The 22,495-nt window shown below is 59.4% G+C and carries 21 protein-coding genes and 1 other RNA gene; 16 read left to right on the top strand and 6 right to left on the bottom strand.

Annotated features, from left to right (window positions below):
* Positions 1 to 441 precede the first annotated feature (441 nt).
* The 4 genes from cshA to KVT38_RS11710 all read left to right on the top strand — a co-directional run bounded on the left by cshA (position 442) and on the right by KVT38_RS11710 (position 3,655).
* Entirely contained in the window at positions 442 to 2,085 is a 1,644-nt protein-coding gene (gene cshA / locus KVT38_RS11725; RefSeq protein WP_217593891.1) for a degradosome RNA helicase CshA, read from the top strand.
* Positions 2,086 to 2,166: 81 nt separating this feature from the next.
* Positions 2,167 to 2,925: a YesL family protein gene (locus KVT38_RS11720; protein WP_217593890.1), complete on the top strand. Its 759-nt coding sequence runs from the start codon at positions 2,167 to 2,169 to the stop codon at positions 2,923 to 2,925.
* Positions 2,926 to 3,010: 85 nt separating this feature from the next.
* Positions 3,011 to 3,193: non-coding RNA, 6S RNA (gene ssrS / locus KVT38_RS11715), on the top strand.
* 78 nt (positions 3,194 to 3,271) lie between these two features.
* On the top strand, positions 3,272 to 3,655 hold the full coding sequence (locus KVT38_RS11710) for a DUF1499 domain-containing protein (RefSeq protein ID WP_217593889.1): 384 nt from the start codon (positions 3,272 to 3,274) through the stop codon (positions 3,653 to 3,655).
* A gap of 95 nt (positions 3,656 to 3,750) precedes the next feature.
* On the opposite strand, the gene tpx is transcribed toward KVT38_RS11710, so the two are convergent.
* Positions 3,751 to 4,269 (bottom strand): thiol peroxidase, encoded by a 519-nt coding sequence (gene tpx / locus KVT38_RS11705; protein WP_217593888.1) that lies wholly within the window; start codon positions 4,267 to 4,269, stop codon positions 3,751 to 3,753.
* A gap of 107 nt (positions 4,270 to 4,376) precedes the next feature.
* Here tpx and KVT38_RS11700 point away from each other — a divergent pair, with 107 nt between their 5' ends.
* Together KVT38_RS11700 and gltC are read left to right on the top strand one after the other, a co-directional pair.
* Positions 4,377 to 4,979, top strand: coding sequence for a rhomboid family intramembrane serine protease (locus tag KVT38_RS11700; RefSeq protein WP_217593887.1), 603 nt, complete (start codon positions 4,377 to 4,379; stop codon positions 4,977 to 4,979).
* 23 nt (positions 4,980 to 5,002) lie between these two features.
* The gene (gltC, locus tag KVT38_RS11695; RefSeq protein ID WP_217593886.1) at positions 5,003 to 5,905 is read left to right on the top strand and encodes a glutamate biosynthesis transcriptional regulator GltC; all 903 of its coding nucleotides are present in this window, start codon (positions 5,003 to 5,005) and stop codon (positions 5,903 to 5,905) included.
* Positions 5,906 to 5,993: 88 nt separating this feature from the next.
* Here the strand turns inward: gltC and KVT38_RS11690 are convergent, their stop codons facing one another.
* Together KVT38_RS11690 and KVT38_RS11685 are read right to left on the bottom strand one after the other, a co-directional pair.
* Positions 5,994 to 6,674, bottom strand: coding sequence for a zinc metallopeptidase (locus KVT38_RS11690; RefSeq protein ID WP_217593885.1), 681 nt, complete (start codon positions 6,672 to 6,674; stop codon positions 5,994 to 5,996).
* Between the two features lie 52 nt (positions 6,675 to 6,726).
* Positions 6,727 to 7,185 (bottom strand): MerR family transcriptional regulator, encoded by a 459-nt coding sequence (locus KVT38_RS11685; RefSeq protein ID WP_217593884.1) that lies wholly within the window; start codon positions 7,183 to 7,185, stop codon positions 6,727 to 6,729.
* Between the two features lie 398 nt (positions 7,186 to 7,583).
* Between KVT38_RS11685 and KVT38_RS11680 the strand changes: the two genes are divergently transcribed.
* The 3 genes from KVT38_RS11680 (at position 7,584) to KVT38_RS11670 (ending at position 10,853) form a co-directional block, all read left to right on the top strand.
* Positions 7,584 to 8,963, top strand: coding sequence for an ammonium transporter (locus KVT38_RS11680; RefSeq protein WP_483298170.1), 1,380 nt, complete (start codon positions 7,584 to 7,586; stop codon positions 8,961 to 8,963).
* A 64-nt stretch (positions 8,964 to 9,027) separates the two neighbouring features.
* Positions 9,028 to 10,110, top strand: coding sequence for a DUF294 nucleotidyltransferase-like domain-containing protein (locus tag KVT38_RS11675; RefSeq protein WP_217593883.1), 1,083 nt, complete (start codon positions 9,028 to 9,030; stop codon positions 10,108 to 10,110).
* A 5-nt stretch (positions 10,111 to 10,115) separates the two neighbouring features.
* Complete coding sequence (locus KVT38_RS11670; RefSeq protein WP_217593882.1) at positions 10,116 to 10,853, top strand: exonuclease domain-containing protein; 738 nt, start codon at positions 10,116 to 10,118, stop codon at positions 10,851 to 10,853.
* Here KVT38_RS11670 and KVT38_RS11665 read toward each other — a convergent pair.
* Entirely contained in the window at positions 10,850 to 11,272 is a 423-nt protein-coding gene (locus KVT38_RS11665; protein ID WP_217593881.1) for a M67 family metallopeptidase, read from the bottom strand. The two genes, KVT38_RS11670 and KVT38_RS11665, sit on opposite strands and share 4 nt — an antisense overlap.
* Before the next feature lie 149 nt (positions 11,273 to 11,421).
* On the opposite strand from KVT38_RS11665, the gene KVT38_RS11660 reads away from it, so the two are divergent.
* Positions 11,422 to 12,012 (top strand): TlpA family protein disulfide reductase, encoded by a 591-nt coding sequence (locus KVT38_RS11660; protein WP_217593880.1) that lies wholly within the window; start codon positions 11,422 to 11,424, stop codon positions 12,010 to 12,012.
* A 94-nt stretch (positions 12,013 to 12,106) separates the two neighbouring features.
* Here KVT38_RS11660 and cimA read toward each other — a convergent pair whose 3' ends face one another.
* The gene (cimA, locus tag KVT38_RS11655) at positions 12,107 to 13,720 is read right to left on the bottom strand and encodes a citramalate synthase (RefSeq protein ID WP_217593879.1); all 1,614 of its coding nucleotides are present in this window, start codon (positions 13,718 to 13,720) and stop codon (positions 12,107 to 12,109) included.
* Positions 13,721 to 13,888: 168 nt separating this feature from the next.
* Here cimA and KVT38_RS11650 point away from each other — a divergent pair, with 168 nt between their 5' ends.
* From KVT38_RS11650 to KVT38_RS11630, 5 genes are all read left to right on the top strand, one after another.
* On the top strand, positions 13,889 to 15,181 hold the full coding sequence (locus tag KVT38_RS11650; RefSeq protein ID WP_254639165.1) for a DNA polymerase IV: 1,293 nt from the start codon (positions 13,889 to 13,891) through the stop codon (positions 15,179 to 15,181).
* A gap of 143 nt (positions 15,182 to 15,324) precedes the next feature.
* Complete coding sequence (locus tag KVT38_RS11645) at positions 15,325 to 15,561, top strand: ferredoxin (RefSeq protein ID WP_217593878.1); 237 nt, start codon at positions 15,325 to 15,327, stop codon at positions 15,559 to 15,561.
* A gap of 183 nt (positions 15,562 to 15,744) precedes the next feature.
* Complete coding sequence (locus KVT38_RS11640; RefSeq protein WP_217593877.1) at positions 15,745 to 17,625, top strand: CHASE2 domain-containing protein; 1,881 nt, start codon at positions 15,745 to 15,747, stop codon at positions 17,623 to 17,625.
* Between the two features lie 92 nt (positions 17,626 to 17,717).
* Positions 17,718 to 19,295, top strand: coding sequence for a stalk domain-containing protein (locus KVT38_RS11635; protein ID WP_217593876.1), 1,578 nt, complete (start codon positions 17,718 to 17,720; stop codon positions 19,293 to 19,295).
* A 149-nt stretch (positions 19,296 to 19,444) separates the two neighbouring features.
* On the top strand, positions 19,445 to 21,025 hold the full coding sequence (locus KVT38_RS11630; RefSeq protein WP_217593875.1) for a L,D-transpeptidase: 1,581 nt from the start codon (positions 19,445 to 19,447) through the stop codon (positions 21,023 to 21,025).
* 15 nt (positions 21,026 to 21,040) lie between these two features.
* Here KVT38_RS11630 and KVT38_RS11625 read toward each other — a convergent pair whose 3' ends face one another.
* Positions 21,041 to 21,184 (bottom strand): hypothetical protein, encoded by a 144-nt coding sequence (locus KVT38_RS11625; protein ID WP_217593874.1) that lies wholly within the window; start codon positions 21,182 to 21,184, stop codon positions 21,041 to 21,043.
* 183 nt (positions 21,185 to 21,367) lie between these two features.
* On the opposite strand from KVT38_RS11625, the gene KVT38_RS11620 reads away from it, so the two are divergent.
* Positions 21,368 to 22,474 carry a quinone-dependent dihydroorotate dehydrogenase gene (locus KVT38_RS11620; RefSeq protein ID WP_217593873.1) on the top strand — a complete coding sequence of 369 codons (1,107 nt, stop codon included), beginning with the start codon at positions 21,368 to 21,370 and terminating at the stop codon, positions 22,472 to 22,474.
* Positions 22,475 to 22,495 lie beyond the last annotated feature (21 nt).

Here is a 22,495-nt window from a genome sequence, read left to right as displayed (position 1 = left end):
TGTAGAATTTTACCGGAAAGCGAAAAGGACCCGGGAACTAAATCGGAGGCGTGCCGAACGCTGCATGTGGACGAATGTGTCAACGGTTCGCCATCGCCTGCATATAGTGGTATGATCTAATGGTATGCTCCCGCCGCGCATCGTATAGCCGCGGAGCCGGCGGCTATTTTTGCCACGTCGCCTGCCTGCTTGAGATCGGGATTTCGCGTTAAAATAAAGACCTCGTTCCCGCTTGCGGCGAACCGCTGGGACGAAGGTCGGAGCGATTGCAGCGTTTGCAAACGGACGGTCTGCCGGGGAGCTTGGCCTTAAAGGCCGATAGCTGGAGTTTGAAGGCCGTTTTGTGTTATAATGATCTGTATATTTTTTTGGCAGAGCCGTTAGTTGATGGACCGGCACCGTTAGTTGATGGCCCCATAACAGAAGGAGTATGAAACTAATTTGAGTAAATTTACGGATTTTGGTTTGGAAAGTGATGTCCTGCAAGCAATTTCCCAGCTCGGATACGAAGATGCTACGCCGATTCAGAGCCAGGCGATCCCGGTCGCCCTTAGCGGCCGCGACATGATCGGCCAGGCGCAGACGGGGACGGGCAAGACAGCCGCCTTCGGCATTCCGCTGGTCAGCAAGATTCAAGCTTCCGAAGACCGCATCGTGACGCTCGTCATGACGCCGACTCGCGAGCTCGCTATTCAGGTGGCCGAAGAGATCGAAAAGCTCGGCCGTTTCAAGGGTCTTCGCTCCCTCGCGATCTACGGCGGCCAAGATATCGGACGCCAGATTCGCGGCCTTAGACGCAAACCACAAATTATTATCGGCACGCCGGGCCGTTTGCTTGACCATATCAACCGCAAGACGATCAAGCTGGAGGACGTTCAGACAGTCGTTCTTGACGAAGCCGACGAAATGCTCGACATGGGCTTCATGGAAGATATTCAATCGATTCTAAGCCTCGTGCCGGCCGAGCGCCAGACGCTGCTCTTCTCCGCTACGATGCCTGCCAACATTCAAAGGCTGGCTCAGCAGTTCCTTCGCACGCCCGAGCATATCTCGGTTATTCCGAAGACGTCTACGACGGCCAGTTCGATCCAGCAATTTTATGTCGAAGTGCAAGAGCGCATGAAGTTCGACGCGCTTTGCCGCCTGCTCGACATGGAGCCGCCGGAGCTCGCGATCGTATTCGGCCGCACAAAGCGCCGCGTTGCTGAGCTGTCCGAAGCGCTGATGAAGCGCGGATACGCAGCCGACGGGCTGCACGGCGATCTGTCGCAGAACCAGCGCGACGCGGTCATGCGCAAGTTCCGCGATGGCAGCATCGCCGTTCTGGTTGCGACGGACGTCGCGGCGCGCGGTCTCGACGTTTCCGGCGTCACGCACGTCATTAACTTCGACCTGCCGCAGGATCCGGAGAGTTATACGCACCGTATCGGCCGTACTGGCCGTGCCGGCAAGGAAGGCACGTCCTGGTCGTTCGTTACGTATCGCGAGATGGAACACCTGCACTTCATCGAGCGCGTCACGCGCTTCCGCATCGCGAAGAAGGCGCTGCCGACCGTCGCCGAGGCTGTCGAAGGCAAGCAGCGCGTCATCGCCGACAGGCTGATCGAAGCCGTGAGCGCGGAGGATGCGGATCTCGATGCCTTCAAGGGCATCGCCACCGAATTGCTTGAGCGTCACGACTCTGTCGAACTGCTGTCCGCGGCCATCAAGCTGCTGGCTGGCGACAAGAACGACGTAGCCGTAGAGCTCACGCCGGAAGATCCGATCCGCTCCAAGAAGCGCAAGTTCGGCGATCGCGGCGGCAGCGGCGGCGGTTACGGCGGCCAGCGTCGCAGCGGCTACGGCAGCGGCGGTCAAGGCGGACGCAGCAGCGGCGGATATGGTGGCGGCGGCTATAGAGGCGGCCAAGGCGGCGGATACAGCGGCGGCCAGGGCGGCAGCGGTCGCAGCAGCAGCTACGGCAACCGCAAGCCGTACAGCGGCGATTCCCGCCGCGAGGACAGCTACCGCGACGGCGGTCGTCAAGGCGGCGGTCGCCGCGAAGATTCCCGCGGCAGCCGCAGCGAGGATTTCGTTAATATCTAACACCCGATTTATTTGAAGGGCAAGGTGCGCGGGCGGTGCGATCCGCATGCGCACCTTGCCGTATATCAGGAGGCGTTTCTCATGGAAATGCGCGGCATGATGGGCGGGTTCTACAAAATTTCCGAATGGATCATGCGCCTGTCCGTTACGAATGTGCTGTGGGTGCTGACCTCGCTGCCGGTTTGGTTTTTCCTCGTTTTCGGCGTATTGAGAGCGTCTACAACGGACGAGCTGGTCGCCATGCTCATTCCGATGGCGGTGCTGATGCCCTTCACCTGGTTTCCGTCCACCTCCGCCATGTTTTCGGTCGCCCGCAAGTGGGTGATGGGCGACACGGACGTTCCGCTGCTCAAAACTTTTTTTCGCAGCTACAAGCAGAACTACGTGCAGGCGATGCTGGGCGGCTTGCTGTATTCGCTGCTTTTCGTCATCCTGATCGTCGACTATCAGGTCTACCTGAAAAAGTTCGAAAACCTCGGCGTGCTGTCGATTCTGTTCCTGGCGCTGATGGTGCTGCTTCTCGTTTCGTTGTTCCAGTTTTTCTCGCTGCTGTCGCATTTCCACATGAAGACGATTCAACTGCTCAAAAACGCCGTCGTGCTCACGATCGGCAAGCCGCTTAGGTCGCTGTCCACGGCGGTCGGCAGTGCGGTTATCGTTTTCATCAGCTTCAGGTACACATTTTTGATTCCGTTCTTCATGGGTAGCCTCATCGCCGTGTTCGCTTTTTACAACTTTTATCTGACCATTCAGAAGATGCAGGCGATGGCGAACAAAGAAGAGGATCCGCTTCCGATCGAGGAATCGCCTACCCGTGACGAGGACATGCCCAAGGTTTAGCTCAGGCAGAGCGGTCCCCGTTGGTTAATGATCCCAACAGGCGTGTTGACGTTTACTTTTCTCGGCTGCCTGTATATAATGGTTACTAATCCTGCCTTGCACGTTACGGCGACACATGTTTTGAACCAATGCTGTTTCCTAGGGAGCTCTATATCGCCCTGCGGATGACACGCCCCCGAAAAGGGTAGTCAGCATGCAGCGCTGCGGGCACCCACCTGCGAGAGCGGGTTCAGAAACAAGCGCGTCGGACGGCAAAGGCGGGTTTTCCGTTATTTGGCTTTAATCCCCGGGACGGGCATGGTATGATTAGCTTTAGCGCAGGTCACCCGGAGGGAGAGAGTGGAATTTGCTGAAGAGAGTACTCGTCGGATTGATACGCAGCCAAGAACACACTGGCGACAAGGCGAAGGATCCGAAGCTGAAATCCCATTACTACCGATTGTCGAAGGACAGGGCGTTCGAGGAAGTCGCTTCCGTCCTGAAGAAAATGCAGGGTTACAAAGTGCTCCACGAAGTGCCCAATATCGGGGAGCTCGTGCTTGAAAAGAAGACGATGGCCGGCCGCACGATGGACATCACCGTTCAGATCGTGGGTACGGGTCCGGGCAACTCCGCCGTGGACATTTATTCCGCTTCCCGAGGCTCGCTCGGCGATCTCGGCGCCAATTACCGCGTGATCCAGGAGATTTACGGCGTATTGGACAAGAAGCTATCCAATTACAAAAATTGAGGTTCGCACATATAGATGACAACGCAATTCGAAGAAGCGAGGTATAGGCTCGGGCCTTGCCTCGCTTCTGTGCGTCGTATGGATGTCTCGCGGTACTAGAGCAGCGCGCGAACGGCGGCTACGGCGGCGTCGTAGTCCGGATGCTCGGTCATTTCCTTCAGCACTTCGACGTATACGATCTTGTCGCTGGCGTCCAGCACGAAGATCGAACGCATGTCGAGAGCGAACTCTTTGATAAGTACGCCGTAGGATTTGCCGAAGCTGTTGTCCTTGTAGTCCGACAGCAGGACGACGCGGTCGATGCCTGCGGCGCCGCACCAGCGGGCTTGAGCGAAGGGAAGGTCGGCGCTCACGGTGAGCACTTGAACTTGATCGCCGAGCTTGGCTGCTTCTTCGTTAAACCTTCTCGTCTGGGCGTCGCATACGCCGGTATCGATCGAAGGAACGACGCTGATCAGCTTGATTTTCCCTGCGTAATCCTTCAGGGAGACCGTCTCGACGAGACTTTTGCTCAGTTGAAAGTCAGGCGCCTGATCCCCGGCTTGAAGCTCGGGACCGATGAGCGTAATGGGATTGCCTTTGAACGTTGCTGCTTGATTCCGTTCTTGCGTCATGGAATGTAGGGCCTCCTTCGGCGAATGGACTTGACGTAACCCATTATAAATGTCGGAATTGCCGTTGTCCAATAAAGTATGGCGGTTAGACGAAGGAGCGATGTCATTTGATTTTTGTCCGATACGAAAGCTTAAAGCAATATCTTCGTCTATATCCCGTCAATTCGGCGATCATCGCCGCGAATCTGGTCATGTTCATCATCATGCTTTTAAACGGAGATCCGACGCGAAACGATACGCTGCTCAAATACGGAGCGCTAACCAGCCTGCCGGGATACGACCAGAATTGGCGGTTCGTCACGGCGCTGTTTCTGCATGCGGGTCTTGCGCATCTCGCGATGAACCTGTTTGCGATATTCGTTTTTGCGGCGCCCCTGGAGCGTTTGTTCGGGCATGCTAAATATGCGTTTTTTTATTTGATCTCGGGCGTGCTCGGCAATGTGTTCGCCGCCGCCTTCTCGGGACCGGAGTGGATCGCCGTAGGGGCATCGACTTCGATTTACGCTTTGTACGGCGCTTACTTCTTTATCGCCATATTCCAACGTTACGCGCTTGATCAAGGCTCCAGATCTACGATTATCGGCATTCTCGTCATCGGGCTTGTCATGTCCTTTATCATCCCGGGCATCGGCTATTTGGCGCACATAGGCGGGCTGCTCGCGGGCTTCGTGCTGTACGGTTTGATGGGCAGCCGATTTTTGAATCGATAAGGCAAAGGGAAGGGGCTCTAATCGTGGAGCTTAGGCAATTGCAATATTTTGTCCAGGTCGCGCGCCTGCAGCACGTGACAAAGGCGTCGGAGGAGCTGCACGTAGCTCAGTCGGCGGTGAGTCGCCAGATCCACCGGCTGGAAGAGGAGCTGGGCGTGCGGCTGTTCATGCAGCGGGGACGCAACGTGCAGTTGACTCCGGTTGGGCAGCTTTTCCTCAAGCGCGTAACTAGCGTGCTGCAGGACCTGGACCGCGCGGTGAACGAGATCCACGAGTTCATGGATCCCGAGCTCGGCGAGATCAGGCTGGGGTTCCCGCACAGTCTGGGCACGCAGTTGATTCCGCAGGTGATCGCCTGCTTCCGCAAGCTGCATCCGGGCGTCAAGTTTCGCTTCCGGCAAGGCATGTATCCGTCCCTGATCCGCGACGTCGTGGAGGGGGAGATCGACCTGGCCTTTATCTCGCCGTTCCCCGAGCGGCACGAGCAGGTGACGGGAGAAGTCATCCTGACCGAGGACTTATGCGCGATCTTGCCCCAGAGCCATCCGCTTGCCGCGGAGGAGTCGATTCATCTGGCCCAGTTGAAGGACGATACGTTCGTGCTGTTCAGCAACGGATATTCTCTGCGCCCGCTCGTATGGGACGCTTGCCGTCTTGCGGGTTTCGTGCCGACGATCGGGTTCGAGGGAGAAGAGACCGATACGATACGCGGACTGGTCGCTGCGGGCATGGGCGTAAGCTTGCTGCCGGAGATGGCGCTTTACCAGACGGGAACGATGATGCCGGCAGTCGTGAAGGTGCGCGAGCCGCGCGTCACGCGGACGATCGGCCTGATCAAGCGCGCGGGCGAGAAGCCGCAAGCGGTCGTCAAGCTGTTCCATGCGTTTCTGGTCGATTACTTCAAGGCACATTACAAGCCGATGTGAAAATCGGAGCAAAAGAAAGAGGACCGGCGCGAGCCGGTCCTCTTTCTTTTGCAATGGGGTGTCGGTGTTATTAAGCGGTGTTGGGCGATCAGTCGCGGCTGCTTGTGTAGATCAGCACGAGCCGGATCAGCTCGAGGAGCGACATAAGCGCTGCGGCTACGTAAGTTAGCGCCGCGGCGTTCAGTACTTTGCCGACGCCGCGCTCTTCGTCCCTGGCGATGAAGCCTTCGGCAACCATCACCTGGCGCGCCCGGTTGCTTGCATTGAACTCGACGGGCAGCGTCACCAATTGAAAGGCGACCGCTGCGGAGAAGAAGATGACGCCGAGTCCGATCAGATTCGTCGCGGAGAAGATGATGCCGGCGATGAACAGAAACGGCGCAAGGCCGGAGGCGAAGCGAACGAGCGGGAACATCCGGTGGCGCAGCACGAGCGCCGGGTAATGCTGCTGATGCTGGATCGCATGGCCGACCTCGTGGCAGGCGACGGATACGGCGGCGATGGAGCTCTCGTAATAAACGGGCTCGGATAGCCTTACGACCCGATGTACGGGATCGTAGTGGTCCGACAGCGTGCCTTGCACCGGCTCGATCGGCACATCGTGAAGGCCGTTGCGGTCGAGCATCCGGCGAGCCGCTTCATAGCCGGTCAAGCCGGTGGACGTACGGACCTCCGCCCACTTGTTAAAAGTTCCTTTCACGCGGAACTGCGCCCAAAGAGACAGCAGAAAGGCGGGAATGATCAATACGTACATCCAATTCGCGTTCATATGCAACTACCTCCGTGGCGTATATTCTTATTGAATCGTACGAAACGCGAGGCTACATAAAATTTCCCTTGTTCAAAAGAAGAAGGAGCGCTTCGATGACCGCGGCCGTCTGCGGCGTGATCGTCTTGAAGAGACGCTTGGCCTGGCCGGGCTTCAACTGCTCGAGCACCGGTTCAAGCTCCTTCACTTCCCGTTCAAGCTGGGAAAGATGGGTCGACAGGTCGGCGATCTTGCGATTCACCTGCTCGCTTGGCGATACGCGGCTTAAAGCCGTGAACATCTCCTTGATCTCTTCGAGGGAATACTTTTGAGCCTTCAATTGTTCAATACGTTTGATTCGATCGAGCGTTTCATCATTATATAGGCGATAATTGCCGTCCGAGCGCTTGGTGGCGGATAACAGGCCCAGTCCGGTGTAATAGTCGATGGTTCGCGGGCTGACGCCGGACAATCGGGACAATTCTCCGATCCGGTACAACTGGCGAGGCGGTTCCGCGGCTCCGTGTCGCATGAGCTTATCCCCTTTCTTAAGATCGATATGCGTTTATCATACCCAATCCCAAACCGTACAGTCAAACGTTATGCTTGTGACGAATTTATGCAGGCCTGCTTCAATTCGCGCCTAATTGACAGAAATGGTGACATCGAGATCCAAGGGGGCACATTTTTTATGAAGTGTTAACAAAACACCTCATGTTAGGTAATGAGTGTACAGTTGCGGACTTTTTAAGTGAAATTCCCTATATTCCTGAACATTAAGCTTCTTATTTTGGGAATATGTCAGATATTTTAAGGAAAGTCCGAACTTTTATCCGATTTTCTTATTGTCAAATCGGGATCTTCTAACTATAATGACATTAAGGCTTTCTTAAAATGTTATGAAACATTACATGTCGGGGAGTGGTCGTATTGTTGAAGAAAAGTTTGCTCGGTCTTGGCGCATTGCTGCTGTTATTCCCAACGATGGCGTTCGCGGCGGACGGTGATCCGTCTGCGGCGACGCTGAATATGGGACTTAATGCCCTGTGGATTCTAGTCGCCGCGATTCTGGTTCTGCTCATGCAAGGCGGCTTCATCCTGCTGGAGACCGGCTCGACCCGCATGAAAAACGCCGGTCACGTGGCCGGCAAAACGATCTTTACGGTTGGCCTGGCTTCTCTGGTATACTGGGCGGTAGGTTACGGCATCACGTTCGGCGGCGACGCGAGCGAAGGCCTCAACAAGTTCATGGGCATCGGCAACTTCTTCTTCGATCCGTCGATTCTGGCGGGCGAAGGCGACTCGTATCCGGCCACGATCTTCTTCGTATTCCAGTTGGCGTTCGCGGCCGTATCGCTGTCGATCGCATGGGGCGGCTTCGCGGAGCGCGCCAAGCTGTCCGTGTACCTCATCTTCACGATCGTTTTCGCGGCAGTCATCTATCCGATCATCGCCCACTGGATTTGGGGCGGCGGCTGGTTGGCCGCAGACGGCGCACAGGATTATGCAGGCTCCACCGTCGTCCACTTGACCGGCGCGATGGCCGCGTTCGCAGCGACGATCCTGCTTAAGCCGCGGATCGGCAAATTCAACAAAGACGGCTCCGCGAACGAAATTCTCGGTCATAACCAAGTATTCACGTCCCTGTCCGTATTGCTGCTGTGGGTCGGCTGGTTCGGCTTCAACGCAGGCAGCGCGGTGTCCGTCGGTGAAGGCTTCTTCGGCTACGTCGCATTCACGACCCAGCTCGGCGCTGCGGGCGGCGCGGTATCGGCGCTGCTCATCTCCTGGCTGGTGAAGGGCAAGGCAGACATCCCGACGATGTTGAACGGCGCACTGGCAGGTCTGGTCGCCATCACCGCTTCTTGCGCGTTCGTTGAGCCTTGGGCGGCGGTCGTCATCGGTCTTATCGCGGGCGTCCTCGTCTTCGTCAGCGCTCAGTTCTTCGAAAAGATTCGCGTCGACGATCCGATCTCCGCGATGTCCGTTCATGGTGCGGCAGGCGTATGGGGCACGCTGGCCAACGGCCTGTTCGCAACGCAAAAGCTCGTCGACCAAGTAGGCGTCGGCAAAGCCGGCCTGTTCTACGGCGGCGGCGGCGAACAGCTTTGGGTGCAATTCCTTTCCGTCGTCGTATGCGGCGCCTTCGCTTTCGCTGCATCGTTCATTGTCCTGTGGGTCATCAAGCAAGTGAGCGGCCTGCGTGTCACCGAAGAGCAAGAGATCATCGGTCTCGACCTGAGCGAGCACGGCACGTACGGTTATCCTGAAGCGCTGAAGCGCGCAGGTACGAACACGACTTCGCTCTGATCGGCACTTTCGCTTCGATTCATTCATATTTAGCAACGGCGTCCCGACAGGAGGTAGGACCGCATTGTCCCAGATAGACGTGGCACAGCGGTTGCTTGAAATCAACGGCGCGGGCACGCTTCACGAATTGCGGACGATCCGGGAGCAGGTGCAGGAGCGCGTGAGCGCGCTCCTGCACGAAGCGCGCCCGGTCGTTCCGGTTGTCGAAGCGCTGAACGAGCTGCATGACGCTTTGATCCGCCGGGTACTGACGCTGGCGGAGCAGGATACGGCACGGATGGGGCTCGTCGCTCCGCCCGTGCCGTATGCCTATTTTTTGTTCGGCAGCGGCGGAAGGGGAGAGCAGACGCTCGCGAGCGACCAGGACAGCGGACTGGTCTACGGCGATTGCGCCGATCCCGGAGAAGCCGAGCTTGCCGAGTCCTACTTCGGCGCGCTTGGCTCCAGAATCGTCGCTTCGCTGTTCGAGATCGGATATCCGCCTTGCGAAGGCAATGTCATCGTATCGAATCCCGAGTGGTGCCTTCCAATCTCGGCTTGGGAGGAGAAGGTCGACCGATGGTTCGCGGAGCCGAGCTGGGAGAACGTTCGTTACCTGCTCATTCTGGCGGACGCGCGGCAGCTCGCGGGCGACCTCGAGCTTGGCCGGAGATGGAAAGGTCGATATGTCGGCGATCTGATGTCGCATGCCGACATTGCCAGACGGATGCTCGAAAATACGCTTCGTCATAAAGTGTTGATCGGCGTGTTCGGTCAGTTGTTCGTGGAAAATTACGGAGAAGATGCCGGAAGCCTTGACGTCAAATACGGCGCGTACATTCCGATGGTCAATATTTTCCGCCTGCTCGCCATACGCGCCGATATTCCCGCGACGAGTACGCTCGGCCGTATTCAAGCGCTAAAAGAGATCGGTACGCTGAGCGATAAAACGGCAGACGAAGCGGCATGGGCGTTCGAAATGTTCCTGCGCTTGCGGCTGCTGGCCTCGAATCGGGACGACAGCGGGCAATGGTCGGGCACCGGCAAGCTTAGACCGGCGGTTTTAAACAAGGAAGAGAAAGCTCCGCTCAAGAAGGCGCTGCGGATCAGCAGACGGCTGCAGCGTCAATTGGAGAAGGAGATGCAACGCCGCTTCGGCGGGAGGTGAACGACATGAAGGAGCCCAAAAGTCCGATGGGCCGCATGTGGCATTTATACAAGACGGGCGGCATCACGCCTGCGATCGCTTCGATGCTGGGTTCTTCGAATGCGCAGCAGATGGCGTTCATCCGTCAGTTGTCGCGCGACCAGCGCAAGGAATCGGCGCTGGATACGCCGTTGTCCGAGATGGAAGCCGTCGTGTTCGATCTGGAGACGACGGGCTTCAATCCGTATAACGGCGACGAAATCTTATCGATCGGCGGGGTTCTGATCAAAGGCGGAGAGCTTGAAACGGCGGAGCCGTTCTATCGCCTCGTCAACCCGCGTCGGAAAATTCCGCCCCATATTTCGGAATTGACCGGGATTACGGACGCGATGGCGCAGGAGGCTCCCGATCTCATGCAGAGCCTGCACGACTTTCTCGATTTTATTGGGAAACGCGTGCTTATTGCGCACGGCAGCGGTCACGACAAGCAATTCCTGAACGCCGCCTTGTGGAAGACGTCCAAGGTGAATCTGTCCCATCGCGTCGTCGACACGATGATGGTCGCCAAGTGGCTGGAGCCCAGGCGCAAAAGCTACGGCCTAGACGAGCTTCTCGAATCGTACGGCATCGAGATCACCTATCGCCATCATGCGCTCCACGATTCGCTCATGACGGCCAAGCTGTGGTTCGCCTTCCTCGAGCGGATTCAAGCCAAGCAGGTATCGACGCTCGGCGATCTTTACGCCTATCTGAGCAGGCATTAGCGCACAGAGAGCGGGAGCTCGGTCCAGGAGCCTTCCGCGCTCGCCTTGTAGGCGCGCACCGCTTCGCAAGGGCCGAAGCCTGCGATCAAGTGGCATCCCGAGCCGTCACATCCGCGAATATCGCTGGCGCTCGGAAGCGGCGGACCGGAAGGATGGGAGTGGAAAAAGCCGACGACCTCCCGTCGGCTTTTTTGCGCTGCGTAAGCGGCTTCGATCCAAGCGCGCGGCTCGAAGGCGAAGGCGGTACGCGGATCGGCGGCGACATTCGGTATAAACCGGATATCGGTCACTGCGATGATGGCATTTTCCCTTGCTCCGAGCAGGACGCCGCAGGCTTCGAGCGGAAGCGCCTCGCGACACCCTTCAAAGAGAGCGCGAAGCAGCGTATCGGTCATTTGAACTTCGGACGGATTGCGCATCGTACGTCAACCTTTCTCTGCGGGCAGAAGCTACGCTCAGTATGCGCGAGCCTGCATTCGGTTGCAAGGCCGGAGGCCGAGGGGATGGCATGAATTCGCAGAATCCGTTAAGATGGAGGAAGCGACCTTGGCGAAGCGAGGGAAAAGAATTGAAGCGTAACGTTATCATTGCCGTCCTCTTTGTCGTAGCGATTGCCGGCGTATTGGTTTATAATCTGGCGGGAAACAGCAAAAGCGCGCGCGAAGCGAATGTCGGGTCTACGGTGTCCGGAACAGCCGGCTCGCCTACGAAGGTGGCGCCTACGGTCGGCTCGTTAGCGCCGGCGCTGAAGCTGTCGTCCCTGGACGATAGCGCGACCTACGCGGTAGATCCGAAGTCGCCGCAGGACAAGGTGCTGGTCATCAACTTCTGGGCATCGTGGTGCGGCCCCTGCGACGTCGAAGCGCCAGACCTGGTGAAGCTGTACGAGGAATACAAGGGGAAAATCGAGCTGTACGGCGTAAACGCGACCAAGTACGATACGGTCCGAGGCGCCAAAGATTTTGTCAAGGAAAAAGCGATACCGTTCCCCGTGCTGATGGACAAAGAAGGCAAGGCGGGCGACGATTATAAAGTGTTCTCGTATCCGATCAGCTTCATCGTCGATCGCAACGGCGTCGTCCGGCAGCGGATCGAAGGCGCCAAAAGCCTGAAGGAATGGAGAACGATGATCGACGAGGCGATGAAGGACGCGGCCTAGACGCAACGCGACATAAGCCGCCTCGCAAACAGAGCGCCCCTCAAGGACTTAAACCTTGAGGGGCGCTCTGTGTTTGCGTTGAAAAGCGTCCGGATCAGTGATTCACCAGGCCGAGCGCCTCTCTGGGCGCCTCAGGGGCGAAGTCGCTCTGCGCCATGCCGAGCAGCGCGTAGCGAATGCTGTCGATGAGCGCTTCCCAGCTCGCCTCGATGACGTTGGAGGAGACGCCGACCGTGCTCCAGCTGTCCTTGAAGTCGGTCGATTCGATGAGCACGCGAACCTTCGCGGCTGTCGTTTCTTTTTCGTCGAGCACCCGAACCTTGTAGTCGGACAGATGGATCTCCCGGATGCCCGGGAAATACTGAGACAGCGCCTTGCGAAGCGCGTTGTCGAGCGCGTTGTCCGGGCCGTTGCCTTCGGCGGCCGTGTACACCTGCTGTCCGCTCACGTTCAGCTTGACGATCGCTTCGGTCTGCGTGCCGGTCTTCGACTTTTCGACGAGAATCTTGAACGACTCGACCGAGAACACGTCGACGAGATCGGTATAAGCCTCCCGAAGCAGCAGCTCCAGGGACGCGTCCGCGCCTTCAAATTGATAGCCCTCGTGCTCGAGCTGCTTGATCCGTTCGATGACGCCCTTCGCCTTGGCGCTGTCGGTCGTCACGTCGAGACCCATCTCCTGCGCCTTGGACAGGATGTTGCTCTGTCCGGCGAGCTCGGAGACAAGCACGCGCTGCTTGTTGCCGACCAGCTCGGGCGAGATGTGCTCATAGGTCTTGGAGTCCTTCAATATTGCCGATACGTGAATGCCGCCCTTGTGCGCGAACGCCGCCGTACCGACATAAGGCTGATTGACGGGGAGCATCACGTTCGCGATCTCGCCCACGTAGCGCGCCACGGACGTCAGCGAGCGAAGCTGCTCGTCGGAGACGACGGGATATCCGAGCTTAAGCTGAAGCGTCGGGATAATCGAACACAGGTTGGCGTTGCCGCAGCGTTCGCCGTAGCCGTTGATCGTCCCTTGGATCTGGCGCGCGCCGGCGGCGACTGCCGCCAGCGTGTTGGCGACGGCAAGCTCGCAGTCGTTGTGCGTGTGGATGCCGATCGGCGCGTTGACTTGAGCCGTCACGCTCGACACGATCTCGGAGATCTCGCTAGGCAGCGTGCCGCCGTTCGTGTCGCACAGCACGATCCAGTCGGCGCCGGCTTCGCGGGCGCGCGTCAGCGCCGCCAGCGCGTATTCGGGATTCGCCTTGTAGCCGTCGAAGAAATGCTCCGAATCGAAAATGGCTTCGAGTCCGTGACGCTTCAGAAAAGCGATCGACTCGCCGATCATCGCCAGATTCTCCTCAAGCGTCGTCTGCAGCGCCGTATGGACGTGAAAATCCCATGTTTTGCCGACCAGCGTCGCGGCCTTCGCGCCTGATTCGATCAGATTGCGCAGGTTGCCGTCCTGCTCGCAGGAGCTGTTCTTGCGGCGCGTGCTGCCGAACGCCGTCAGCTTGGCGTTCAGATTGAGCTCGCGGGCGCGCTTGAAAAACTCGATATCCTTGCTGTTGCTGCCGGGATTGCCGCCTTCAATATAGTGAATGCCCAGTGCGTCGAGCCTCAGGGCGATCTTGAGCTTATCCTCTGCTGTCAGGCTGATGCCTTCTCCCTGGGTGCCGTCGCGAAGCGTCGTATCGAAAATGCTGATGGATTGGGTCATGGATGAAGGTACCTCCCAAGAACGTGAATAGCCAGTCGGCGAATATTCTCATTATTATAACATGCGATGAACCAATTGTAGAGGGAGGAATGCCGAGGAAGCGGGCGCCGGGTGACCGCGGAGGCTTCGCGTATTATAATGAAGGGAGCCGAAAAACGCGCGAGGAGAATGAGCGAGATGGATGGCGGGGTTCGCGAAAAACGCGGCAGAATCATTTTGCATATGGACATGAACGCCTTTTACTGCTCGGTCCATGCGGCAGAACGACCCGATCTGTATAAAGGAAAGCCGACGGCCGTCGCCGGCAGCGTGGAGCTGCGCAAGGGGATCGTCGTCACGAGCTCGTACGAAGCGAGAGCCAAAGGGGTCAGGACGGGAATGACGGTCAGGCAGGCAGAGCGCTTATGTCCCGAGCTGATCCTGATCTCGCCCGACTTCGATCTGTACAGGCAATACTCGCGGGGCTTCAGACGCATCGCGGGGGCTTACACGCCGCAGATCGAATCCGTATCGATCGACGAGTGCTTCCTCGATATTACCGGCAGCTCTCAGTTCGGGACCGCGATCGAGATTGCCGAGGCGATCCGCCGCAGGGTGAAGGAGGAGCTTGGACTGCCGTGCTCCATCGGCATCGGACCGAACAAGCTGCTCGCCAAGATGGGCTCCGACATGCGCAAGCCCGACGCGGTAACCGTCGTTCGCCGGCGGGACGTGCCCAAGCTGCTGTGGGGAAAGCCCTGCCAAACGTTGTATGGGATCGGCGGCAAAACGGCGGATAAGCTATTAAGGATGAACATTCGGACGATCGGCGAGCTGGCCGCCGCGGACGAGAAGCTGCTGAAGGATAAGTTCGGCGTTTACGGCGTCTGGATGAAGCGCGCGGCGCACGGATTGGACGACGCGCCCGTCGAGCCGGTCCGGGAAGCGGCCAAGTCGGTCGGGCATACGACGACGCTCCCGGCCGACCTGACCAAGCGGGAGGAGTTCCGCCGGGTGTTGCTGAACCTGGCAGATCAGACCGCGCGGCGGCTCAGGCGGGAAGGCATGATGTGCAGGGCCGTCCAGATCACGATTCGCGATCCGGACATGAAGACGATCACGCGCTCCCATACGGTCGACGTGCCGACCGAGAGCGCGGAGGACGTATACAAAGTCGCTTGCAAGCTTATGGACGCGAATTGGCGCGAAGGCGAGCCCGTCCGGCTGCTCGGGATCACGCTGCAAAGCCTGTCCCCGAAGACGGAGACGCCCGTCCAGCTCGATCTTTTCGAATACGAGGAAGCGCCGCGCAAAGCGCAGCTCGTCTCCGTCCTCGACAGGCTGCGGGACAAATTCGGCGAGAGCGCGGTGCTCACGGCAGGCATGCTGACGAACGATCCGTCGGCTCTGATTCGCAACAAGAAAATCAGGGGAACTTCGCTGCAGACCGACTTTTTACGAGAGAAGGACGAGGACGAATGACGTTGCTATAAGCCGAAGCTATAGCCCGGTATTCCTTATTTTTATTTGAAAGTCGCGGTCTTTTGTATTATATTTGGATTTAACCGGCGAACGTTTCCGCGTATTGCAAGCGGGATTGACTTTTTTAGGAGGCTTATCATAATATGGCTAAGTTTACGTATGTCGATAAAGACACTTGTATCGCGTGCGGCGCATGCGGCGCCACCGCGCCCGATATTTACGATTATGACGACGAAGGTCTGGCGGAGGTCATCTTCAAGGGCGACGCCAACCGCGGCGTGACCGAGATTCCCGAGGAACTGTACGACGATCTCCAGGACGCTTCCGACGGCTGCCCGACGGATTCGATCCAAATCGCCGACGAGCCGTTTAATATGTAATTCGCGATACCTCTCGCGGATCGAGCGTGTTCGGCCTTCCCGAAGCCTTCCGGCGCGGGGAGGTTTTTTTGCGACTTTTTTTGACAAAATTTGAACAATCTCGCCTCGGATTCAAGTATACTAGCAATGATACGAACGATACGAAGGATAAGCACGATCGAATCGCAAAGGGCAGGGGAACCCGTGAGAGAGAAAATCAAAAGATTGGCTATCGTGATGAACGTCTTGCTGTTGATTGCGCTGTTTTTCGCGCACAACGAGCGATGGCTCGGCCGTCTCGACAACATGCTTTACGACTACAATATGAAGCAAGCCGCAGGCGCACCGCCGAAGGATATCGTCGTCGTCGCGATCGACAACGACTCGCTGGCGGAGCTGGGCCGTTTCCCTTGGGATCGCGCCGTCTACGCGCCGTTCCTCGACATGCTGAACCAGCCGGGCAGCGAACCGAAGGCGATCGGCTTCGACGTTACGTTTAACGAGGAGACGAATGCCGACAGCGATCAGGCGTTCGCGGACGCGCTCGCCGCCTACGACAACGTCATCCTGCCGGTGATCGGCAATACGGAAGGGGACGTCTTCGGCGAGACCGTCGCAAGGCCCGACTCGCTGCTCAAGGCTTACCGCATAGACGGGCCGCTGCCTCAATTCGCGGAGCACGTCAAGCTGGCGAACATCAACCGGGTCGCGAGCCCGGACGGCGTCATTCGCCAGACGTGGCTCAAGATCGAGGACGAGGACGGCAAGGTGTATCCGTCGCTCGCCTACATGGCGGCCGACATGGCCGGCGCGGATTTGTCCGCTTACGACAAGATGACGGACCCCGGCAAAATTTTCGAAAAAAACAATGCAGTCGCCAAAAACACGATCACGATCGACTACCAGCTGAACACGGAGGACGTGACGACCGTATCGTTCAGCAGCGTGCTGAACGGCGACATCGATCCGAGCGTCTTCAAGGATTCGGTCGTGCTGATCGGCTTCACGGCGGTCGGATTGTCCGACGATTCCGGGCAGGACAGCGGGACGACGCCGATCGAAAAGAAAATGCAGCTCGTATACGTGCACGCCAACATCGTGAACCAGCTGCTTAGCGGCTCGTCGGTCGGCTACGCGCCCGCATGGACGATCTGGCTCGGCGGACTTGCGCTGTTCCTCCTGTTTATTCTGCTGCCTTGGCGCCTCAAGAACGTCTACTCGATCCTGCTCTATCTTGCGGCGGTATTCGGTCTCGTTTACGGTCAAATGCTCGCCTACGACGCTTACAAGATTCAGATCGGCGTCGCGGACGCGATCCTTGCGGTCACGCTCGCCTACCTGACCAACGTGTCGCTCAAGTCGTATCTCGAAAGCGCGCAGAAGCACTTCGTCACGCGCCAGTTCGGCCGCTACATATCGCCCGACCTCGTCAAGCAGATCGTCTCTCAGGACATCGACATCAAGCTGGGCGGGGACTCGAAGACGATCACCGTCCTGTTCCTGGACATCCGGGGATTCACGCCGCTGTCCGAGAAGCTGTCGCCGCCCGAGCTGGTCGATACGCTGAACACGATGTTCAACATGATCACGGAGACGACGCTCGCCAACCGGGGCACGATCGACAAGTTCATCGGGGACGCGGCCATGATTCTGTTCAATGCACCGCTCGACGTCGAAGACCATGAACGGCTCGCCGTGAAGACGGCCTACGAGATTCAGCAGGGCATGAACGAGATCAGGCATACGATCCGGGAAAAGTACGGCTGCGAGGTCAACGTCGGCATCGGCATTCACACGGGCACCGTCGTCGTCGGCAATATCGGCTCTTACCTGCGGGTCGACTATACGGCGATCGGCGACAACGTGAACATCGCGGCGCGGATCGAGTCGCAGACGAAGCCCGGGCAGATCATGGTGTCCGACGCCGTATACGCCAAGACTTCCGCCCACTTCCGGTTCGACGAGGGCGAGGATCGCATGTTCAAAGGCAAGTCGCTGCCGATCCGCGTCTACGAGCTGCTCGGCGTCGCCGGCGAGCCCAATTCGGCGGCAGAGGCGCCGAAGGCCGGACAGACTGCGATTTAGAGACTTTTGTCGGATTTTCCCGGGATTACGCTTCTATAAAATAGTAGGTAACGGAATTCAACAGACCGAGTAGCCAACGAAGGAGAATGTAAATGAAAGCATGGAATCGCAAAACGGCCGGCGCCGCGGCGGCGCTCGCACTCAGCCTGACCGTTCCGGGAGCCGCGTTCGCGGCAGATACCGGATGGCTGCAATCGGGAGGGCTGTACGAGATTCGCACCTGGGCGGGACACGCCGAATGGGGCGGTCAGGACGGACCGCTCGCGGAGGCGACGCTGTTCAAGCCGCATTCGCTTGCCGTGCGGGCGGACGGCAGCCTGGCGGTCTCGGATAGCGGGAACCATCTGATCCGCTTGCTCGCTTCGAACGCTTTGTCCACATACGCAGGACACTTCTCCGGCTCCGACGAGGGCGGCTTGCCGACGGGTTCCTATCACGACGATCTGGCCGACCGCGCCTTGTTCGATCAGCCGCTTGGCATCGCCTTCGATGCGGCAGGCAACGCCTATGTGGCCGACGCCGGCAACCATGCGATTCGCAAGATCGGGACGGACGGCAAGGTGACGACGCTGGCCGGCAGCGGCCTGTCCGGCGCGGCCGACGGGAAGGGCGGCGCGGCAACGTTCTACGCGCCGTCCGATGTCGCCGTCGACGCCGCGGGCAATGTGTTCGTGGCGGATACGCTGAACCATACGATCCGCAAGATCGCGCCGGACGGCACCGTCAAGACGCTGAACGCGCCTTCGACGCGGGTCGGACAATACTTGCCCGGCGCGGCCGAGAGCTTCGGCGACTATGCGGACGGACCGCTCGCGGACGCCAAGTTCAACGAGCCGAGCGGACTGGCGCTAGACGCCAAGGGCAACTTGTACGTCAGCGACCGCGGCAACCAGCGCATCCGCTATATCGACTTCGCCGCAGGGACGGTCAGCACGGTCGCCGGCACGGCACCGGCGCCGGGCGCAGACAGTCCGTATGCCGAGGGCGACTATCTGGACGGTCCCGCCGCTGCGGCGCGCTTCGATGCGCCGGAAGGTCTCGCGATCGCGCCGGACGGCACGCTCATTATCGCGGACAGCCTGAATCATGTCGTGCGGCTGCTCAAGGACGGGCAGGTGTCGACGCTGGCCGGCGAAGCGACTGAGCCGGGCGCCGTCGACGGCGTCCTGTATGCGGCGAAGTTCGACCATCCGACCGATGTCGCCGTTCTGGCGGACGGCAGCCTCGCGATCGCCGACGAAGCGGGCAACAAGATCCGGCGGCTCGAGAAGTATGCGGGCGCGGCCGGACTCAAGAAGGACGGCGCGATCAAGACGCTGCTGAACGGCTCGCCGCTTCAATCGGACAAGCCTGCGTTCGTGTCCGGCGGCGCGACGTATTTGCCGCTGCGGGCGGTCGGACAGGCGACGGGGTTCAAGGTGACGTACGACGCCAAGACCAAGTCGGGCAAGCTGACCAAAGGCGATACCGTGTATACGGTCGCGAACGGCCAGAAAAAGGTCGCGAAGGATGCGGGCGGGACGAAGTCCGAGCTGACGCTGAACGCGGCGCCTGTGCTAAAGGAAGGCAGCTTCTACGTGCCGGTCCGCTTTTTCGCCACGGAGGGCGATCTCGACATTCAATGGGATGCGTCCGTGCAAGCCGTCATCATCCGCAGCAAAACGTTTTAACCGCAGCCTAACAAGGGACCGTCCGCAGCGCCTGCCGCTGACGTACGGTCCCTTTTGCCTGTAAGGCGGTCGACGCTGCTTCAAAATTAATGCGATCGCAACTTCGCACCGACATTAACGATAGCGTCCGCAGCAGGGAGGGAAAAGTAATGTCTAACGACGACCGTCTCGAAGAACAAATCCAACAGTTCTACGAGCTCGGCCCGGATGTGCACGATGCGCTCCCGATCAAGGATTATTTGCTGAAGCACGGGAACAACCAAATGGCCTGGTATCTGCTCGGCAAGGAGTACCTGTCCCGCGGCCAAGAGGCGAAGGCGAACTACTGCTTTGCGCAAGCCGGCCCCGTGTACGAGGCGTTCGAGTCCAAGAAGAGCCCGCAGTTGAACATGGGAGACGGCGCGGCCGGTCCGGACAAAAACGCCAAGCCGGCCTCCGCTCGCAAGCGGCGCGCCGGATGGTTCGCGGCCGCCGCAGGAGCGGCGCTGATCGCGCTGGGCGTGTTCGCCTACGCCGAGCGGGCGGCGGCGCCGCAGAAGGCGGCGCTCGCAGGAGACGGAAAGGCCGCGCCTTCCGTTCAGACCGGAGGCCAATCGGCGCCGGCCAAGGCCTCGCCTTCGCCCTCGCCCTCGCCGGATCAATCGAGCGGCGGAAAAGGCGGGACTGCCGCACAGGGCGGTGGAGGAGACGCAGGCGGCGGTGGCGGCACCGGCGGATCGGCAAAGCCGGCGGGATTGATGGCGGCGGCAGCCGACCGCGACGATGCGGGTCAGGCCATCCTCGGCAAGCTGCTCACCGCACAGGACCAAGCCGCGCCTTCGCTGCTGTTCAAGTCGCCCCGGCTCGGCGACTGGATCGATTGGGTGAAGGCAGGCGCGCCGATCGCGCAGGTCGTCGCGCCTTCGAACAAGGCCGCGGCGAGCGTCGATTGGTACGATTCGGGCTGGTGTCCGTGCGGGACGGCGCAGGACGCCAAGCCCGCGGCTGCGAAGATCTCTGCATGGAAGCCGCTTCAGGAGGGCAAGCTCGTGCTGCGCTCGGCGATGATCGCCTACAAGCACCGGACGGGCAAATGGCCGGCTTCGCCGAAGGCGCTGGCGGCGGCTTACCCGAACAACATCATGTCGGGCTGGAATCCCGAGCAGACGGCGTGGTTCGACGAGCTGACGGCCGCGCTTGCGGACAAGACGGCGCCAGCGGGCGCGGCGGCCGGATGGCCGAACGAGTCGGGACCGGCCGCAGGCAATGGCAAGCCGGCGGGACTGGTGGCGCAGCTCGCCGAGCACCCGATCGAGATCGTCATCGACAAAACGAGGCATCGCCTGGCCGTCATCAGCGGCGGCGTGCTGCTGCGCAATTACGAGGTCGGACTCGGCGCGAAGGACACGCCGACGCCGGAAGGAAGTTTCGTCATTACGGAAAAGGTGAGAAATCCGAACGGCAGCGCGACGGGCACGTTCGGCAGCAGGGGGATGACGCTGTCCGATACGCTGTACGCGATTCACGGGACGGACGAGCCGTCGAGCGTCGGCAAGGACGAGTCGCACGGCTGCGCGAGGATGCGCAAGGAAGACGTCGAGGAGCTGTTCGATCTGGTCCAGATCGGCACGAAGGTGACGATCAGCAAAGGGGGGCTGCCCGTCGAACTGCGCGCGCCGGAGAAGCGCTTCAAGCTGAAGCCTGCGCAGAACGAGACCAACCCCGCCAAAAAGTACGAATGGCTGAATTAAACCGGAAGCCGCCGCCTACGGATTGACGATCAGGAGGACGGCCACCGCGATGACGATGACGCCGAATATGGTACCCGCGATGATGATGCCGCGCTTGTTGACCTGCTCCTTGGTCTCGGTTTTGCGGTGAATCGGTGCTTGTTTTTTTGGCGCGCTCATGGGAACCAACCTTTCCATTTTACATAATCGGCATATGCTACTATTGTAAACGCTTGATCTTTAAAACGCCAGATGAAACGGTTGCTGCGCCGGGGCGATATTCCCTTTTCTTTTGGCGCAGAAAAGGCTAAACTGATACGCGAGGGTTTGATGCGGCAACCGATGACGCCGCGATTTGAAAGGATGCTGAAACGCTTGTATAAGTGGGTTAAACCCCTGTTTTTCAAAATGGATCCGGAGGACGCCCACCACCTCGTCGTAGACGGCATGGGCGCCGCCTCCCGGATTCCGGGCGTGCCGGCCCTGTTGTCCGGCATATGGGGGGTCTCGGATTCGCCGGAGCTGGCGGTCGATCTGCTCGGCTTCCGGTTCAACCATCCCGTCGGACTCGCGGCGGGACTCGACAAAAACGCGAAGGCCGTCCGAGGCTTCAGCCATATCGGCCTGTCGTTCCTCGAGGTCGGCACCGTGACGCCGAAGGGACAGCCGGGCAACGACAGCCCCCGCTTGTTCCGGTTGCCGCCGGACGAGGCGCTGATCAACCGGATGGGCTTCAACAACGAAGGCGCAGACGCCATGGCGGCGCGGCTCGCGCGGCTCGGCAAGCGCAAGGTTCCCGTGGCCGTGAACATCGGCAAGAACAAGGCGACGCCGAACGAAGAGGCCGCTTCCGATTACCGGGCTTGTCTGGCCAAGCTGTACCCGTACGGCGACCTGTTCGTCGTCAATATCAGCTCGCCCAACACGCCGGACCTTCGGGCACTGCAGCACGGCGACGAGCTGCGGGGTCTGCTGTCTGCGGTCAAGGAAGAGATGGAGCTCCAGGCCGCCGCGCACGGCGAACTGCCGAAGCCGATTCTCGTGAAGCTGGCGCCGGACAACGACGAAGAGCAGCTGTCCTACATGGCGCAGGCAATCCTCGAGAGCGGCATCTCCGGCATCATCGCCACCAACACGACGATCGGACGGGACGGACTTACGCACGCGAACAAGTCCGAGACGGGCGGTCTGAGCGGCCGCCCGCTCACGCAGCGTTCCACCGAAGTGATCCGCTCCCTGTACCGCATGACCGAAGGCCGGCTGCCGATCGTCGGGTCGGGCGGCATTTTCACCGCACAAGACGCCTACGACAAGATCCGCGCCGGCGCATCGTTGGTAGAGGTATACACGTCTTTGATTTACAAAGGACCCGGGGTCGTCAAGGAGATCGCTGTAGGCTTGAAGCGTCTGCTTAAGCAGGATGGATTCACCCGGATCACCCAGGCGGTCGGCGCCGATCACCGGCGCTGAGGCGGCATGGCAGGCATCCGT

The sequence above is a fragment of the Cohnella sp. GbtcB17 genome, assembly GCF_019091135.1.
GTDB lineage: Bacteria > Bacillota > Bacilli > Paenibacillales > Paenibacillaceae > Cohnella.
This window is presented reverse-complemented; position numbering and strand designations above follow the sequence as displayed.